This window comes from Massilia sp. (genome assembly GCF_031995545.1).
GTDB lineage: Bacteria > Pseudomonadota > Gammaproteobacteria > Burkholderiales > Burkholderiaceae_D > Telluria.
Genome location: NZ_DAMAGA010000007.1, coordinates 1 through 16,029 on the forward strand (window position 1 = coordinate 1; position 16,029 = coordinate 16,029).

A 16,029-nucleotide genomic window follows, 5' to 3' on the forward strand; every position below is an offset into this window, starting at 1 on the left:
GGAAAGCGGTGTCGGACCGGGTGTATGCGGATGCGCTGGCGCTGTTCGGCGAACAGGGGGTGGTGGATCTGGTGGGGATCTGCGGGTATTACGCGTTCCTGGCCATGACCATGAATGTTGCGCGCACTGCGGTGCCGGAGGATGGGGCGTGGAGGTTGCCGGAGTGAGGTTGCCGTACGAGCGGCATTGGCTGAACCGGGTCGCGTCAGCCGGACCCGGTCCCCTTACAACGATCGCGGTCAGGCTTTAGGGAACGCCACCACTTCCGCCTGCTGCTCACCCAGACCTGCAATCCCCAGGCGCAGCTTGTCGCCTTTCTTCAGGAAGCGCTGCGGCGAACGCCCCATGCCGACGCCCGGCGGCGTGCCGGTGGTGATGATATCGCCCGGTTCCAGCGTCATGAAGCGCGACACGTAGCTGACGATCTGCGCCACCGTGAAGATCATGTTGGCCGTATTCCCGGTCTGCATGCGCTTGCCGTTCAGCTCCAGATACAGGTCCAGGTCCTGCACGTCGAAAATCTCATCGCGCGTCACCAGGAACGGACCGACCGGACCGAAGGTATCGCAGCCCTTGCCCTTGTCCCACTGCGAACCCAGCTCGAACTGGAACGCACGCTCGGACACGTCGTTGACCACGCAATAGCCGGCCACGAACTTGAGCGCTTCTTCTTCGGTGACGTACTGCGCGCGGGCGCCGATCACCACGCCCAGCTCGACTTCCCAGTCGGTTTTCTTCGAGCCTTTCGGCAGCTGGATCGGATCGTCCGGGCCGTTCAGGGAGCTGATCGCCTTGGTGAAGAACACCGGCTCGCTCGGCACCGCCGCGCCGGTCTCGCGCGCGTGGTCGGCATAGTTCATGCCGACGCCGATGAATTTGCCGATGCCCTTGACCGGCACGCCCAGGCGCGGGTTGCCGCGCACCAGCGGCAGGGTCTTGGCGTCGAGCTTCGACAGCTTGCGCAGTGCCTTGTCGGACAGCTGCGACGCGTCGATGTCGTCGATGATCCCGGACAGGTCGCGCAGGCGGCCCTCTTCGTCGAACAGGCCCGGCTTCTCTTTGCCCGGACGGCCATAGCGCACCAATCTCATTGTGTTTCCCTGGTAGTGAAATCGAAAGGGTCGATGATACCAAGGATGGCGCGCAGGCCGCTGACTAGCGGCTCAGGAGATAGGCGCTGATGTCGCGCGCATCGCGCTCGCTCACGCCCAGCGTCGGCATTGCGTTGCCGGGATCGACGGCCTGCGGATTGCGGATGAAGCGCACCAGGTTGTCCTGGGTATTGGGCACCTTGCCGGCGATGTAGCGGCGCTTGTCCAGGTCGTCCAGCGGCCGCCCGACATAGACCTTGGAGCCGGCCACGCTCGGCACCACGTGGCAGGAGTGGCAGGCGTACTGCGTCAGCGCGATCTTGCCGCGTTCCGGGTCGCCCTGCACGCCGGGCGGCGGCCGGTCGGATCCGCAGCCGGCCAGCGCCAGCGCCGTCAACAACATGGCCAAGTATGGTCGGTTCATGATTGATCTCCCTGGCGGGCCGCATTTGCCGACTCCTGCGCCGACTGCTTCGCCGATTCCTGCACCGCCACCGGCACCGACTGCACGCCGGCGTCGGGCGCCGTCATGCCCTTGAAGTCCTGCGGCGACATGGCCGGCATCGCCGACACGAAGGCCACCACCGCCCAGATGTCGCTGTCACTCAGGTGATATTCCCAGGCCGGCATGCCGCTCATCTTGATGCCGTGGCGCGTGATCCAGTACAGCTCGCGCGTTTCCCAATTGACGTCTGCATCAACCAGCGGTCCCGGCACCGGCTGCATGCTCATGCCGTGCTTCGACGGCGCCGTGCCCGGCCCGCCGTGGCATTGCACGCAGTTGGCGGCATAGACGGTGGCGCCGCGCAGCAGCTGCTCGGGCGCGCCCAGCGCCGGCACCTCGATGTCCTCGGCGTGGTTCTTGATCGAATACTGCAGGCCTTCCTCGAACACGGTATAGATCAGCGGGTAGTGCGATTCGGTCGCGCTGATGTTGTAGAAGCCGCCGCGCAGGACGATCAGGCCGACGATGGCGGCGGTGGCGCCTGCTCCCAGCAGGGTCAGCACCATGGTCTTGACGATAAGTCGTGCGCGATTGGATAGCATGGACTAGGGTGTTCTGTTAAAAAAATGACATCTGATTTCTTGTATTATAAAAGCCACAGCCTTTTTACGATTTATCAAACGTGCGCAACCTTTACTGTCATTACGAGCGTTTTAGACGCGTTTTACGCACAGTTGCGGCGCTGTCTTGCGTTGCGCTCGTCAGCGCCTGTCATCAGAACGACGCCAGCACCGAAACCAGCCGCGTCGCCGGTGGCGATCCGGAGCGCGGCCGCCTGCTGGCCCAGCAATACCAGTGCGCCGCCTGCCATTTCATCCCTAACGTCCAGGGCAGCAATGGCGACGCCGGCCCTTCGCTCGAATACATGGGCCGCCTGAGCTATATCGCTGGCGGCATTCCGAACCAGCCCGACAACATGATCCGCTTCCTGCAAAACCCGCCCGCCGTGAAACCGGGCACCCTGATGCCGTCGCTTGGCATTTCCGAAGAAGAGGCGCGCCATATGGCGGCATACATGTACACGTTGCGCTGAGCGCCGATGCCCATGAACGACATCCAGTCCGTCCTCCACCCAGCCGGCGCCGATGCCGCCATCATTCACCAGTTCTCGTGGGTGCTGTTCGTCGGCGGCACGGTCATTTTCGTCGCCGTGATGGCGCTGCTGGCGCTCGGCATGCGGCGCGGCATGCAGAAAGACACGCGCCCGGTACGCCCGATGTGGTGGATCTTCGGCGGCGGCATCGTCTTTCCAACGGTAGTGCTCACCGCCCTGCTCACCTGGAGCACCTGGCGCAGCATCGACCTGGCGCCGCAGACCTCGCACAAGGCACTGACCATCTCGGTCACCGGCAAGATGTGGTGGTGGGAAGTGCGCTACCGCGATCCCGGCACCGGCCGCGAAATCGTCAGCGCCAACGAGATCGTGATCCCGGTCGGCGAGTCCGTCTACCTGGGCCTGACGTCGTCCGACGTGATCCACAGCCTGTGGGTGCCGTCGCTGGCCGGCAAGCGCGACATGATTCCGGGCCGCGTCACCGGCCTGACCCTGAAAGCGGAAAAGCCCGGCACCTACCGTGGCCAGTGTGCCGAGTACTGCGGCGAGCAGCACGCGCGCATGGCCTTCCACGTGATCGCGCTGCCGCGCGCCGAATACGATGCCTGGCTGGCGCGCCAGGCCGCGCCGGCGCTGGCGGCCGACACCCAGGTACTGCAGCGCGGTAAGACGGCCTTCCTGGAGCAGCGCTGCCAAGCCTGCCACACCATCCGCGGTGTCACTGACGGCGACAACATGCAGCAGCAGATCGCCGACACCTCGCGCCTCGGCCCCGACCTGACCCACGTCGGCAGCCGCCGTTCCATCGGCGCCGGCACCCTGGACAACCACCGCGGCACGCTGGCCGGCTGGATCGCCGACCCGCAAGCCATCAAACCCGGCGTCTTCATGCCGCCGTCGCAAGACCTGGACGGCGAAACCCTGCGCGCACTGGCCACTTACCTCGAGCACCTGAAATGACTACGCGCGACGACGCACTCCCAAGCCCGCTGCCCCGCCCTCCGCTGGAACTGACCCGCCTGGAGGAAGTTTGGGAAACCCCGAGCGGCTGGCGCTTCTTCAAGAGCGTCAACAACACCAATATCGGCCTGCTGTACATCGGCACCGCGATCCTGTTCTTCATCCTGGCCGGCATCCTGGCCCTGATCATGCGGGTGCAGCTGGCGGTGCCGGACAACGACCTGGTGGCGGCCAGCACCTACAACCAGATCTTCACGATGCACGGCACCGTGATGATGTTCCTGTTCGCGATCCCGATCGTGGAAGCGATCGCGGTCTACCTGCTGCCGAACATGCTGGGGGCGCGCGACCTTCCCTTCCCGCGACTCTCGGCCTATGCCTACTGGTGCTACGCCTTCGGCGGCCTGGCCTTCTTCTGCACCCTGTTCTGGGGCCTGGCGCCGGACGGCGGCTGGTTCATGTACCCACCGCTGACCGGCATGAAGTATTCGCCGGGGCTGAACGCCGACTTCTGGCTGCTGGGGATTGGCTTCATCGAGATTTCGGCGATCGCCGGTGCGATCGAACTGATCGTCGGCATCCTGTTCACGCGCGCGCCGGGCATGACCTTGCGCCGCATGCCGGTGTACGCCTGGGCCATGCTGGTGGTGGGCGTGATGATCGTGATCGCCTTCCCGGCCGTGATCGCCGGCACGGCATTGCTCGAGCTTGAGCGCGCCTTCAACATGCCGATCTTCGAGGCCGAACGCGGCGGCGACCCGCTGATCTGGCAGCACCTGTTCTGGTTCTTCGGGCACCCCGAGGTGTACATCATCTTCCTGCCGGCGGCCGGCATGATCTCGACCATGATCCCGACCATCGCCCAGAACCGGCTGGTGGGCCGCAACGTCATCGTGGTGGCGCTGGTGGGCGTGGGCATCTTCAGCTTCGGCCTGTGGGCGCACCACATGTTCACCACTGGCCTGGGCACGCTCGAGATGACGCTGATCTCGGCGGCCAGCATGGCGGTCGCGATCCCGACCGGGATCCAGGTGTTCGCCTGGATCGCCACGCTGTGGAGCGGGCGGGTGACGATGAACGCGCCGACGCTGTTCATGCTCGGCTTCATGTTCATCTTCGTGCTGGGCGGCCTGACCGGGGTGATGGTGGCGGTGGTGCCGTTCGACTGGCAGGTGCACGACACCTATTTCATCGTCGCCCACCTGCACTATGTGCTCATTGGCGGCATGGTGTTCCCGGTGTTCGCCGCGATCTATTACTGGCTGCCGCTCATTAATGGCAACACACTGTCGGAGAAGTGGGCGCGCCCGATCTTCTGGCTGCTGTTCGGCGGCTTCAACATCAGCTTCTTCCCGATGCACATCACCGGCCTGTTCGGCATGCCGCGCCGCGTCTACACCTACTCGCACGAGATGGGGTGGGACTGGCTGAACATGATCTCGACGATCGGTTCGTTCCTGTTCGCGCTCGGCATCCTGGGCATGATCGTCGATGCGGTGCGTACGCTGCGCCGGCCGACCAAGGAAGTCGGCAACCCGTGGAACGCCGCCACGCTGGAATGGCTGCCGTCGGAAGACTACGGCAACCGCAGCATCCCGCGCATCACCAGCGACGATCCGCTGTGGGACCAGCCGACGCTGTCGCAAGAGGTGGCCGATGCGCGCCACTACCTGCCGAACACCGCCACCGGCCGCCGCGAGACCATCGCCACCAGCCCGGTGTCGGCCAAGCCCAGCTACCTGATGATCCTGCCCGGCGACAGCTGGCTGACCGTGCTGGGCGCCTTCGGCACCGCCGGCTTCTTCCTGCTGCTGACCGTCAAGGCGATGGTGCTGGCCTTCATCTGCGGCATCATCGCGATCGGCTCCATCATCGCCTGGCTGTGGCAGTCGGACCGCAGCGTGCCACTGCGTGACGTGGATATCGGCGGCGGCATCACGCTGCCGGTGGGCGCGGTCGGCACCAAGTCGCATTCGTGGTGGGGCACCTTCATCATGCTGGTGGTGATCGGCCTGATTTATTCGTCGTTCGCCTATGTCTACATCCACACCTCGATGCGGCTGCAGATCTGCCCGCCGCCGGGCGCCTCGCTGCCCGATTCGCTATGGACGCTGCTGAACGTCGGCCTGCTGCTGGGCGGCTCGGCGCTGGTGTGGCTGAGCGACCGGGTCAAGCAACATCTCACGCCATGGCTGTTGATCGCAGCGCTGATGTGCACCACGGCCGCCTTCGGGGTCGACGTGCACAGCTGGCGCCTGGTACACCTGGACGGCACCAAGGATGCGTGGAGCGCCTCGATTTCGATCCTGCTCGGCTTCCAGGGCGTGATGCTGTTCGTGCTGCTGCTGGCGGCGCCGTATCTGTGCCTGCGCGCCTGGCGCCGCCTGATCAAGCCCGAGAACCGCGCCACGCGCGACAACATCGCGCTAATCTGGCACTACGTGACGCTGCAGGGCATCGCCGGCGTGGTGGTGGTGCGCGGCCTGCTGCTGGTGATGGAGTAAACACGATGAGCGACCACTTCCTGCGCCGCGCAACCGGCGCCTCGCTGCCCTTCCTGATCTGGGCCGCGCACTTCGGCTTCTGCTACATCGTCGCCGCGGCCCAGTGCACGCCGGGCGGCTGGCGGCCCGAGGGGCCGAATCCGTATCTGCTGGGGGCGGTCACGGTGGCCGCGCTGGCGGCCTGCGTGTGGATCGGGATCGCCGCGCACCGGCGCCTGAAGGCGTCGAGCCGCAAGCAGTTCACCGATTACGTTGCCGGCGTCGGCGCCGTGCTGTCGATCATCGCGATCGTGTGGACCGGGATCCCGGTGCTGCTGGTCAGGGGATGTGCGTAGGGTTGGCAGCTCGGCCGCCGCCCCTACGTCAGCGGGCGTCGGGAACGATGCGCCAGATGACGTTGCCGACATCGTCCGCCACCAGCACCGCACCCTTCTTGTCCACCGCCACCCCGACCGGCCGCCCGTACGCTTCGCCATCCTTGTTGACGAAACCGGTCAGCATCTCGATCGGCTTCCCGCTCGGCATGCCCTCCTTGAAGGGCACGAACACCACGTTGTAGCCCGAATGCGGCCGCCGGTTCCACGAGCCGTGATTACCGACGATAGCACCATGGCGGTACTGGTCCGGCAGCAGCGCACCTTCATAAAACGCCAGGCCGAGCGCGGCGACGTGGGCGCCGAGCGCGTAGTCGGGCACGATCGCCTTGGCAACCAGGTCCGGGCGCGCCGGCTTGGCGCGTTCGTCGACGTGCTGGCCAAAATAGCTGTACGGCCAGCCATAGAAGCCGCCATCCTTCACTGAGGTCAGGTAGTCGGGCACCAGGTCGCTGCCGATCAGGTCACGCTCGTTGACCACGGTCCACAGAGCGCCGCTCTCCGCGTTCCAGGCCAGACCGTTCGGGTTGCGCAGGCCCGACGCGAACACACGGCTTTTGCCGCTGGCGATATCGATCTCCAGGATCGCGGCGCGATTGACCTCGTTCTCGATGCCGTTTTCGGCCACGTTGCTGTTCGAGCCCGTGGTGGCGTACAGCTTGCTGCCGTCCTTGCTGGCGATGATGTTCTTGGTCCAGTGGTGATTCAGGTCGCCGCCCGGCAGCGGCGCCACCTGCTCGCCCTTGACCGTGATCTCGGTGGCGCCTTCCTTGTATGGGAAGCGCAGCACGCCGTCGGTATTGGCCACGTAGAGGCTGTCGCCCACCAGCGCCATGCCGAACGGCGAGTTCAGGTCTTTCACGAACACGCTTTTCAGCTCGGCCACGCCATCGCCGTCGGCGTCGCGCAGCAGCGAGATGCGGTTCGCGCTCGGCACGCCGGTACCGGCGCGCGCCATCACCTTGCCCATCACGTAGCTCTTGATGCCGCTCTTCGCGGGGCGCTTGGGGGCATTGGTCTCGGCCACCAGCACGTCGCCGTTGGGCAGCACGTACAGCCAGCGCGGGTGATCGAGCGCGATGCCGAAGGCGTTCACCGCGAGGCCGGGCGCCGGCGTCGGCATGCCGCCCGACGGCCAGCCCTTGGCCGGTGCGATGTTCACGGTCGGGATCAGCTGCTTGTCCGGCGCCTTGAGGGTCGGCCGCGGGCCGACGTCGTCGCCCTGCTGCAGCGTGGACTGCTCGCTGCAGGCGGCCAGCATGACCAGCGTGGCGCCGATGCACAGGCGCGGCAGTGGAGTGCCCATGGTGTTCCCCCGAGTTTACGAATGGACAATTCTATAAGCCTGGGGAAAACCGCCGCGCCCGTTACGGCAGAGCCGAGCCGGGATCAGGCGCCGCGCGCAGGCAGCACCGCGACACGCTTGCGGCGGCGCGCGAACAGCCACAATCCGGGCAGCTGGATCAGCACCAGCAGCGCGAAGCCGGCGCGGTAGGCCTGGGCCGGCGCGTGGCCCAGCAAGTCCGACGGCCACAGGCCGACCACCAGCCCGAAGCCGGCCTGCACCAGGAAGGCGCCGATGAAGATCAACAGGTTGAGGAACGTCGCGGCGCGCCCGGTCAGCTCGCGTGGCATGGCCTGGGCCACGATCGCGTACTCGATGCCGGTGATCGTGCCCACCAGCGTGAACAGCACCGACAGCACCTGGAAGCTGGGCCGGTAACCGACCACAAACGCCGCCTGCACCAGCACGAAAAAGGTGATGCCGGCGGCCGCCACGTCAAGCGGCGGCATGCCGCGCCGCCCGGCCCATTCGGTGATCATGCCGACCGCGATGGCGCCGAACACCACTGCCGCCATGCCCAGGTACAGCATGTAGGCGACGGCGTCCTCGGAATAACCCGCGACGTCGCTCAGCCAGCGCCCGATCCACAGGCCCTGGATGCCGAAGAACACCGCATGCGGGATCAACACCAGCGAAACCACCGAGCGGAATGCGGGTGCGCGCCAGACCTCGCGCAGCGCCGGCAGCAGCGGGCCGCGGTTGGCGGCCGGGCCGTCGCTCTTCGGGTACAGCAGCGCGATCAGGAGGCCGGTGCAGGCCACCAGCGCCGCCAGCAGCATGAACAGCCCGCGCCAGTCGGTGTATTCGAGCGCCGCGCGCACCGGCATGGTGGCGCTGGCCGCGCCCATGCCGCCAACCGCGATCAGGTAGCCATGCACCGACGGCAGGCGATTCGGCGCGATCCAGGTCGACACCGCCTTCACCGCCGCCATGAAGCAGCCGCCCAGGCCGCAGCCCATCACGGCGCGCGCCAGCAGCAGCTGCATGAAGCCCTCCCCGCGCGCGAACAGCAGCGCACCGAAAGAGGCCAGCAGCAGCATGGTCAGCTGCACCCGGCGCGGGCCGTGGCGGTCGAGCGCGATCCCGACCGGCAGCTGGACCAGGGCGAAGGCGAAGAAGAAGGCGCTGGTGAGCAGCCCCAGCTCGCCGGGCGTGAGCGCCAGCGCGCCCACCAGATGCGAGGCCAGTACCGCGTTCACGTTACGCAGCAGCGAAGACAGATAATGCCCGAGCGCGAACGGCAGGAACACGTAGAAGAACACCGCCACCCCGGACAGGCGCGGCATCGATGGTGCGGCCAGGGCCGGAGCCGGGGTGGCGGCTTGCATGCTCAAGCGGCGTCGGACTGCGCGTCGGACTGCGCGCCGGTCTCTGCACCGGGCCGCTTATCGCCATGCTGCCCGGCCGGCACCAGCGGAATCACGCGCCCGCCCGGACCGCGCAGCGGGCCGCCGCTTTCGACCTCGAAGAAGAAGCGGTCGCGCCCGAACGCGGGTTTGAGGTGATCGAGCCAGGTGGCTTCGGCATCGTACTTCGCGAAGAACGGCCGCCGCACCCACTCGGGATTGCGGGCCTGCAGGAACTGCAGTGCGAACAGCTTTTCGCCGTTGATGGTGACCACGCCGTCGATCACCACCTTGCCGGGGAAGGCGCTCATCGACGGTCCGCGCACGGTGCGCGACAGGCCCGAGACCATCGAATACGCTTCCTGGAAGATCTCGTGGGCGCGCGCCAGCGGCAGCGCGAAGTAGTCGCGCGGGCCAGTGTCGCGCTCGACAAACATATAGTATGGAATCGCGCCCAGGCGCACGCCGGTGGTCCACAGCTCGGCCCAGCTCTTCGGGTCTTCGTTGATGTGGCGGATCAGGGGCCCCTGCATGCGCAGCGTGGCGCCCGTGCCGACGATGCGCTTGACCGCCTGCTGGGCGATCGGGTGTCGCAGTTCGACCGCATGGTTGTAGTGGCCCATGATGGCCAGGTTCTTGCCGGCGTCGACCACCCGCTCGAACAGGCGCAGCAAATCGTCGCTGTCCTTGTCCGACACGAAGCGCTGCGGCCAATACGCCACCGACTTGGTGCCGATGCGGATGTTCTGGATGTGGGCCAGCTCCGGCGCCAGCAGCGGCTCGAGAAATTCGGCCAGCGAGCGGGTATTCATGATCATCGGGTCGCCGCCGGTGAGCAGCACGTCGGTGACCTGGGGCTGGGTCTTGAGGTAGTTGACCAGGTCGGAGCATTCGCGCGCGTCGAACTTCATGTCTTCCATGCCGACGAACTGCGGCCAGCGGAAGCAGAAGGTGCAGTAGGCGTGGCAGGTCTGGCCGGCGCTGGGGAAGAACAGCACGGTTTCCTTGTACTTGTGCTGCAGGCCCTTGAGCGGGGCGTCGTTCACGCGCGGCACGTTGTGCGTCATCTGGCCGGCCGGGTGCGGGTTCATGCGCATGCGGATGCCGTGCACCAGGCGCGCAATCGCCGCCTCGTCCTTCTTGTACAGCACCAGGTCGCGCAGCTGCTCGTATTCCTGGGCCGGGAGCATGTCGCGGTGCGGGAAGGTCAGGCGGTAGATCGGATCGTCGGGCACCCGCTTCCAGTCGATCAGCTCGTCCATGACGTAGGCGTTGGTGCGAAACGGCAGCACGTGGGACACCACCTGCACCGCTTCCTGCAGATCCGGGGTGAGCCAGTCCCATTGGCGCGCGGCGGCGATCGTCTGTCGCGTGTAGGGCTTGAATTTCGAGGGCGTTGGGGCTGCGGTGGTCACAGGTATTCTCCAGATGAAGGATGGCTGATCGGCGGCCAGTTGCCGCGAAGAACCCATGTTATGGACGGCTTTCTGATCAGAATTGCCGCCAATCAATCAGAAGATGCTTGACGCCGGCGTCAGGACAAACCCGGTGCATGCAGCCGGGCGATGATGCGGCGGCGCAACGTTCCGCTGTAGAGCCGGTCGCGCTTGTGCAGGCGCAAGCCGGTACCCGGCCGGCTGGCTACATTAGTGAATGCACTTAGGCAATATTTTCAAAGTTCATTACGCTAAAGGAAGCCAACATGAAGCTGATCGCTACCGTCGCTGCCGTGTGCCTGGCCATGGCCACCAACGCCGCCCAGGCCAACGAGCCGACCGAAAAGGATGCCATCGCCATGGCCGAGCGCGGTGCGGCCCTGATCAAGTCCAAGGGCAAGGACGAGATGATGAAACTCATCAATGCCAAGCACCCGGACTACGTGCAAGGCTCGCTGTACGTCGACCTGCGCGACATCAAGACCGGCATCGTGCTGGCCCACCCCTACAACCCGTCGATCGTCGGCAAGGACCTGACCGACGTGCCCGACGCCAACGGCAAGAAATACCGGCGCGAGATCATCGAGCTGGCCGCGGCCAAGGGCAAGGGCTGGGTGGATTACCAGTACAAGAATCCGACCACCGGCAAGATCGAGCCGAAGACCACCTATATCCTGCGGATCGACGATGTGGTGCTGGAGGCGGGGATCTACAAGAAATAAGGCATATGCCGTCATCGCATCGATGCGGCCAACTTGGGCCCCCGCCGGCGCGGGGGTGGCGATTCAACTGCTAACGCTGGGCGAAACGCTTCGGCAGCGGTCATGTCTATCGGAGTTCTCCCATGCTGAACAAACTGCGGATCGGCCAGAAACTGTTGCTGGCCCCGGGACTGGTGCTGGTCCTGTTGACCATGCTCTCTGCTGCCGCCTGGTACGGCATGGTGCGCCAGAACGCGTCGCTGGAAAACATCGTGCAGGTGCGCGCCGCGCGCCTGCAGGCGGTGGCCGACGTCGCCGGCGAGGCACGCTTCGCCCACGCCAACATCTATCAATTGCTGGCCTGGGTCAACGGCAGCTTCGCCCAGAACCGGCTGGCGGCACTCACCGCCGACATCGGCAGCAAGCACGCCGCCATCGGCACCAAACTCGACGCCCTGGCCAAGGTGGCCGGCAGCGCCGAGCGCGCGCCGATCGAGGCGTCGCTGGGCGCCCTGGCGCGCTACCGCAAGGCGGTCAATGAAACCATCGAGATGGCGTCGGTCGACCAGTCGATCGCCACCAACTCGATGCAGAAGGCCGAGCAGCAGTTCATCGCGCTCGACGCCGAACTGGCGCGCCTGTCGGCGCTCGAAAAGACCCTGAGCGTGAACGCGCACGCGGCCGCCAAGGCCGAATTCCAGACCCTGGGCTGGACCATGGCCGGCCTGGTGCTGCTCTCGATCGGCCTGTCGCTGGCGGTGACGATGCTGGTGCGGCGCGCCATGCTCGGCTCGATCAAGTCGATCGCGCAGACGGTGGCCGAACTGGCCGAAGGCCGGCTCGACGCCGCGCCCAATGGCGCGCTCGGACGCGACGAGATCGCCGACACCGCGCGCGCCCTGGACCACACCATCGCGCGCCTGAACGCGGCGCTGCACAGCGTGATGGATTCGGTGCGCTCGATCGACACCGCGTCACAGGAAATTGCCAGCGGCAACCTCGATCTGTCGACCCGCACCGAGATGCAGGCCGGCTCGCTCGAACAGACCGCCAGCACCATGGAAACCCTGACCACGGCGGTCAAGGACAACGCCGACAACGCGCGCCAGGCATCCACCCTGGCGGCGGAAGCGGCGCAGCTGGCATCGCGCGGTGGCCAGGCGGTGGAGCGCGCGGTGACCACCATGGAATCGATCCAGGCCAGCTCGCGCAAGATCGTCGAGATCATCGGGGTCATCGACGGCATCTCGTTCCAGACCAATATCCTGGCCCTGAACGCGGCGGTGGAAGCGGCGCGCGCCGGCGAACAGGGGCGCGGCTTCGCGGTGGTGGCGTCCGAGGTGCGCACGCTGGCCCAGCGTTCGGCGGCGGCGGCGAAAGAGATCAAGGCCCTGATCGCCGACTCGGTGACCATCATCGAGAGCGGCAACGCCTCGGTGCTGGACGCCGGCGCCAGCATGGGCGACATCGTGTCCTCGGTGCGTCAGGTGAACGACATCATCGGCCGCATCAGCGTCGCCAGCACCGAGCAGGCCGACGGCATCGCCGAAGTCAATCGCGCGGTCGGCCAGATGGACAGCATGACGCAGCAGAACGCGGCGCTGGTCGAACAGGCCGCGGCGGCGGCCGCCAGCCTGCACGAGCAGACCGTCAACCTGGCGCGCGCGGTGGCGATCTTCAAGGTGGCACCGCAGACCGGCGAAGCACCGATCGCGCATTCGCAGGATGAAGACCAGGACGCCGACTTCCACGGCGTGGACGAACGGCGTGCGGCCGGCAGCGCGATGCGCGGCACGCCGGTGCGCGCCCTGCCCGCTGCCCCTATGGCGCACGCACGCCGGCGTGCCTGATGTTAGTGGCGCGCTTGCGCCTTAAGGTTCTTAGCGGAACGGCCGGCTGACGAAGCGCGAGCCGGCCAGTCCGAAGCGCCACGGCACATCGACCGCCTTCGAAATGCCGATGCGCGGTCCGGCCACCACCGGCAAACCTTCCGGCGCCGCCAGCAGCTCGAACGGCGGCGCCGCCAGCGACATCCCGTTGTGCGAGCGCGTCACGCCCAATGCCTGGCACAATTTGCCGGGCCCGGAACACAACAGCCATTCGTCATCCGCATCGCGCCGCGTGCGCATCAGCTCCAGCCCGGCCACCGGCTCCAGCGCCCGGATCAGGACCCCGGCCCCGTGCCCCGCTTCGCGGCACACGAAGTTCAGGCACCAGTGAATCCCATAGGAGCGGTAGACATAGGCATGCGCCGGTGGCCCGAACATCGAGGCGTTGCGCTCGGTCGGCCCGGAATACGCATGCGAGGCCGGATCTTCGCGGTCATAGGCCTCGGTCTCGACGATGCGCCCGCCGACGCCGTCGACCAGCACCGTCACCCCGATCAGTTGCTGCGCCACCAGCTCGGCCGGCGCCATGAAATCGATTCCTGCAATTGTAGAAATAGCCATGCGGCGATTCTAGCGCGGGGCAGCCTGACCCGCCGTCTTGGTGAAACCAACACAACAATTGTCGAAAAATGTAATTGCTTTGCTGCAATGCCAGATCGACTCGGGTATAGTGGCAGCGTCGCCTGCGTTTCCCGTGCGCTGCGCCGGTCCGCGTTTCTCCGGACCGCGTCCACGGGTTCGCGTTCTCTCGTAGCATTTCCACATCGTTCCCATGAATACCGTCGCCGAGCCCATCCAGCAGATCGACCAGGTCGATGCCCTGATCAAATCGATCCGCATTCCGCCACGGCCCAGCCTGCTGGCCGACCTGCAGCGCGAGCTGGCTGCCGAAGATCCGTCGCTGGATGCCATCGGCAAGATCGTGGCGAGCGACGTCGGCATGTCCGGCGCCCTGCTCAAGTTGGCCAACTCGGCCATCTACGGCGGCCGGCGCAAGGCCAAGTCGGTCGAGCAGGCGATCCTGTTCCTCGGAATTAACCAGGTGGCGGCGATGATGACCGGCCTGCTGGCGCGCCAGGCGATTCCCGCCAACAGCGCCGCCCTGGCCAGCTTCTGGGACATCTCGACCCGCCGTGCGCACGCGATGGTGTTCCTGTCGCGCCGCCTGCGCATGGGCGAGCCGGACGTGGCGCACACCTTCGGGCTGTTCTGCGACACCGGCGTGCCGCTGCTGATGGACCGCTTCAAGGACTACGCCACCACCTACGCCGAAGCCTCGCTGGAAGCGGAACTGCCGTTCACCGCGCTCGAAGACCGGCGCCACCAGACCAGCCACTCCGCGATCGGCTGCCTGCTGGCGCGCAACTGGGGCCTGTCGGACCACGTCGGCTGGGCCATCCTGCACCACCACGATTTCGCCATCATCGACGACCCCGCGACCGCGCCCGGCGTGCGCTCGCTGGTGGCGCTGTCGCTGCTGGCCGAGAACGCCATCTGCCGCTACCAGGGCCATGGCGAATCGCTGGAATGGAACAAGGGCGGCGCTGCCGCCTGCGCGTATCTGGGGCTGTCGGGTGAAGAGACGGCCGAGCTGCTGGACGAACTGCTGGAAGCCTTCCACGAAGACTGAGGTGTCATGGCGCCGCCCTGGCGCAATGAGAGCGCACGGTTCCCGAACCTTCGTCCTGAAAAACCGTCTGACTCCGACAGCGGCCGGATGGCCGTCACTTACCGGAGAAGCGCATGAATCGCATACGATTGTCCTGTTGCTGCCTGTGTCTTGCTCCCTGCGTGGCAATGGCGGAGTCGCCCAAGGTATGCGACATCCTGGCCTCCAAGGTATTCGACCAGACCGAGACCAACCGGTCATGGAACAATTTTACGACCATCAAGCAAACCTATTGCGACGAACGGGTGGACACGTATGAGAAGGCCAGGGCGCTGAATGTCAACAGCACTGTTCCCATCGACGGTGTGATGACCGAACTGGGTTTTGGCAACAGCGAGCGCGATTACCGGGACTTCAGGACCAGCCTGTGCAGCGGAAAGGACGAGCTGTATGCGCGCCAGGGATGGCTGTCGCAAAAAGCGTCCACAGCAAGCGGCGCAATTCTCGCGGTGCTGCAGCAATGCGTCAGTCAGCGCCCGTTTTCGATGTATCTGCGGGGTGTCAACAGGGACGACAGATATTTTACCTGGCACATTTCCAACGCCATTCGATCAACGAATCCGACTCAGAGGATCCAGCTCGGCATTCCCGAGCAGGTACTCTGCAAGGATGCGAACGGGATCGTCATCGAGCCTGGCAGGGTGTTCGAGGTCGATCCGAGCGTAAAGACATTTTCCTGTGAGCGCAGGACATGTGGCAGCTTCCAGCTGAGCCTATCGCATACCACCCATGAAATCTTTCCCGCCTCAATCGAAGTGCCCGCCTACAGTGCGCCCGCACCGGCACCGCAACCGGTTCGCAACGTCGCGACGACATCAGCCATCGGCATGAATCGACAATGGTCGATCGACCTGAAGAGTATCAATGCCGGCATCGAGGACAGCGACAGCTGCACGCTGGTGTCTGCCGTAGGACAATGGAGCTGCCATCACGATGACTGGAGCCCTGCCTGCGCGCATTCCTGCGATCCGAATGTACCGGGCGGCGCACCCGCGCTCCAGATCAAAGGTACGGTCGTGCACTCGGGCGCGTATGACAGCGAATACAGCGACAACAATGGCGCCTGCATATATACGTTCGCCTGCACCAGAACGCAGGCCTTGCCGCCAGGGCCGCCTTTGCCGGCCTATTGCAGATCCTGAATGCCTGCACGTG

15 protein-coding genes are annotated in these 16,029 nt (G+C 65.8%); 8 read left to right on the plus strand and 7 right to left on the minus strand.

Annotated features, from left to right (window positions below; genetic code table 11):
• Positions 1 to 239: 239 nt before the first annotated feature.
• The 3 genes from RTQ83_RS07350 to RTQ83_RS07360 all read right to left on the minus strand — a co-directional run bounded on the left by RTQ83_RS07350 (position 240) and on the right by RTQ83_RS07360 (position 2,138).
• The gene (locus tag RTQ83_RS07350) at positions 240 to 1,091 is read right to left on the minus strand and encodes a fumarylacetoacetate hydrolase family protein (protein WP_312512724.1); all 852 of its coding nucleotides are present in this window, start codon (positions 1,089 to 1,091) and stop codon (positions 240 to 242) included.
• Between the two features lie 64 nt (positions 1,092 to 1,155).
• On the minus strand, positions 1,156 to 1,515 hold the full coding sequence (locus RTQ83_RS07355) for a c-type cytochrome (protein ID WP_312512727.1): 360 nt from the start codon (positions 1,513 to 1,515) through the stop codon (positions 1,156 to 1,158).
• A complete protein-coding gene (locus RTQ83_RS07360) occupies positions 1,512 to 2,138 on the minus strand; it encodes a cytochrome c (RefSeq protein WP_312512729.1) in 627 nt (208 codons plus the stop codon). Before RTQ83_RS07360 ends, RTQ83_RS07355 begins: the two co-directional genes overlap by 4 nt.
• Before the next feature lie 80 nt (positions 2,139 to 2,218).
• On the opposite strand from RTQ83_RS07360, the gene RTQ83_RS07365 reads away from it, so the two are divergent.
• The 4 genes from RTQ83_RS07365 to RTQ83_RS07380 are packed head-to-tail and all read left to right on the plus strand — an operon-like array spanning position 2,219 to position 6,449.
• Positions 2,219 to 2,629: a c-type cytochrome gene (locus RTQ83_RS07365; RefSeq protein ID WP_312512732.1), complete on the plus strand. Its 411-nt coding sequence runs from the start codon at positions 2,219 to 2,221 to the stop codon at positions 2,627 to 2,629.
• Positions 2,630 to 2,641: 12 nt separating this feature from the next.
• Positions 2,642 to 3,610 (plus strand): cytochrome c oxidase subunit II, encoded by a 969-nt coding sequence (gene coxB, locus RTQ83_RS07370; protein ID WP_312512735.1) that lies wholly within the window; start codon positions 2,642 to 2,644, stop codon positions 3,608 to 3,610.
• On the plus strand, positions 3,607 to 6,114 hold the full coding sequence (gene ctaD / locus RTQ83_RS07375) for a cytochrome c oxidase subunit I (protein WP_312512737.1): 2,508 nt from the start codon (positions 3,607 to 3,609) through the stop codon (positions 6,112 to 6,114). The genes coxB and ctaD overlap by 4 nt, the downstream gene beginning before the upstream one ends.
• Before the next feature lie 5 nt (positions 6,115 to 6,119).
• Positions 6,120 to 6,449, plus strand: a complete 330-nt coding sequence (locus RTQ83_RS07380) for a hypothetical protein (protein ID WP_312512740.1) — start codon at positions 6,120 to 6,122, stop codon at positions 6,447 to 6,449.
• A gap of 28 nt (positions 6,450 to 6,477) precedes the next feature.
• Here the strand turns inward: RTQ83_RS07380 and RTQ83_RS07385 are convergent, their stop codons facing one another.
• From RTQ83_RS07385 to RTQ83_RS07395, 3 genes are all read right to left on the minus strand, one after another.
• A complete protein-coding gene (locus tag RTQ83_RS07385; protein ID WP_312512743.1) occupies positions 6,478 to 7,794 on the minus strand; it encodes a sorbosone dehydrogenase family protein in 1,317 nt (438 codons plus the stop codon).
• A gap of 83 nt (positions 7,795 to 7,877) precedes the next feature.
• Positions 7,878 to 9,161 carry an MFS transporter gene (locus RTQ83_RS07390; protein WP_312513051.1) on the minus strand — a complete coding sequence of 428 codons (1,284 nt, stop codon included), beginning with the start codon at positions 9,159 to 9,161 and terminating at the stop codon, positions 7,878 to 7,880.
• 2 nt (positions 9,162 to 9,163) lie between these two features.
• Complete coding sequence (locus tag RTQ83_RS07395) at positions 9,164 to 10,594, minus strand: lysine 2,3-aminomutase (RefSeq protein WP_312512746.1); 1,431 nt, start codon at positions 10,592 to 10,594, stop codon at positions 9,164 to 9,166.
• Between the two features lie 287 nt (positions 10,595 to 10,881).
• On the opposite strand from RTQ83_RS07395, the gene RTQ83_RS07400 reads away from it, so the two are divergent.
• Complete coding sequence (locus tag RTQ83_RS07400) at positions 10,882 to 11,337, plus strand: cache domain-containing protein (protein WP_409456087.1); 456 nt, start codon at positions 10,882 to 10,884, stop codon at positions 11,335 to 11,337.
• A gap of 122 nt (positions 11,338 to 11,459) precedes the next feature.
• Positions 11,460 to 13,166, plus strand: coding sequence for a methyl-accepting chemotaxis protein (locus tag RTQ83_RS07405; protein WP_312512748.1), 1,707 nt, complete (start codon positions 11,460 to 11,462; stop codon positions 13,164 to 13,166).
• Between the two features lie 30 nt (positions 13,167 to 13,196).
• Here RTQ83_RS07405 and RTQ83_RS07410 read toward each other — a convergent pair whose 3' ends face one another.
• The gene (locus tag RTQ83_RS07410) at positions 13,197 to 13,766 is read right to left on the minus strand and encodes a DNA-3-methyladenine glycosylase (protein ID WP_312512751.1); all 570 of its coding nucleotides are present in this window, start codon (positions 13,764 to 13,766) and stop codon (positions 13,197 to 13,199) included.
• A gap of 211 nt (positions 13,767 to 13,977) precedes the next feature.
• Between RTQ83_RS07410 and RTQ83_RS07415 the strand changes: the two genes are divergently transcribed.
• Together RTQ83_RS07415 and RTQ83_RS07420 are read left to right on the plus strand one after the other, a co-directional pair.
• Positions 13,978 to 14,835, plus strand: a complete 858-nt coding sequence (locus RTQ83_RS07415) for an HDOD domain-containing protein (RefSeq protein WP_312512754.1) — start codon at positions 13,978 to 13,980, stop codon at positions 14,833 to 14,835.
• 113 nt (positions 14,836 to 14,948) lie between these two features.
• Positions 14,949 to 16,016 carry a hypothetical protein gene (locus tag RTQ83_RS07420; RefSeq protein WP_312512757.1) on the plus strand — a complete coding sequence of 356 codons (1,068 nt, stop codon included), beginning with the start codon at positions 14,949 to 14,951 and terminating at the stop codon, positions 16,014 to 16,016.
• Positions 16,017 to 16,029: the final 13 nt, after the last annotated feature.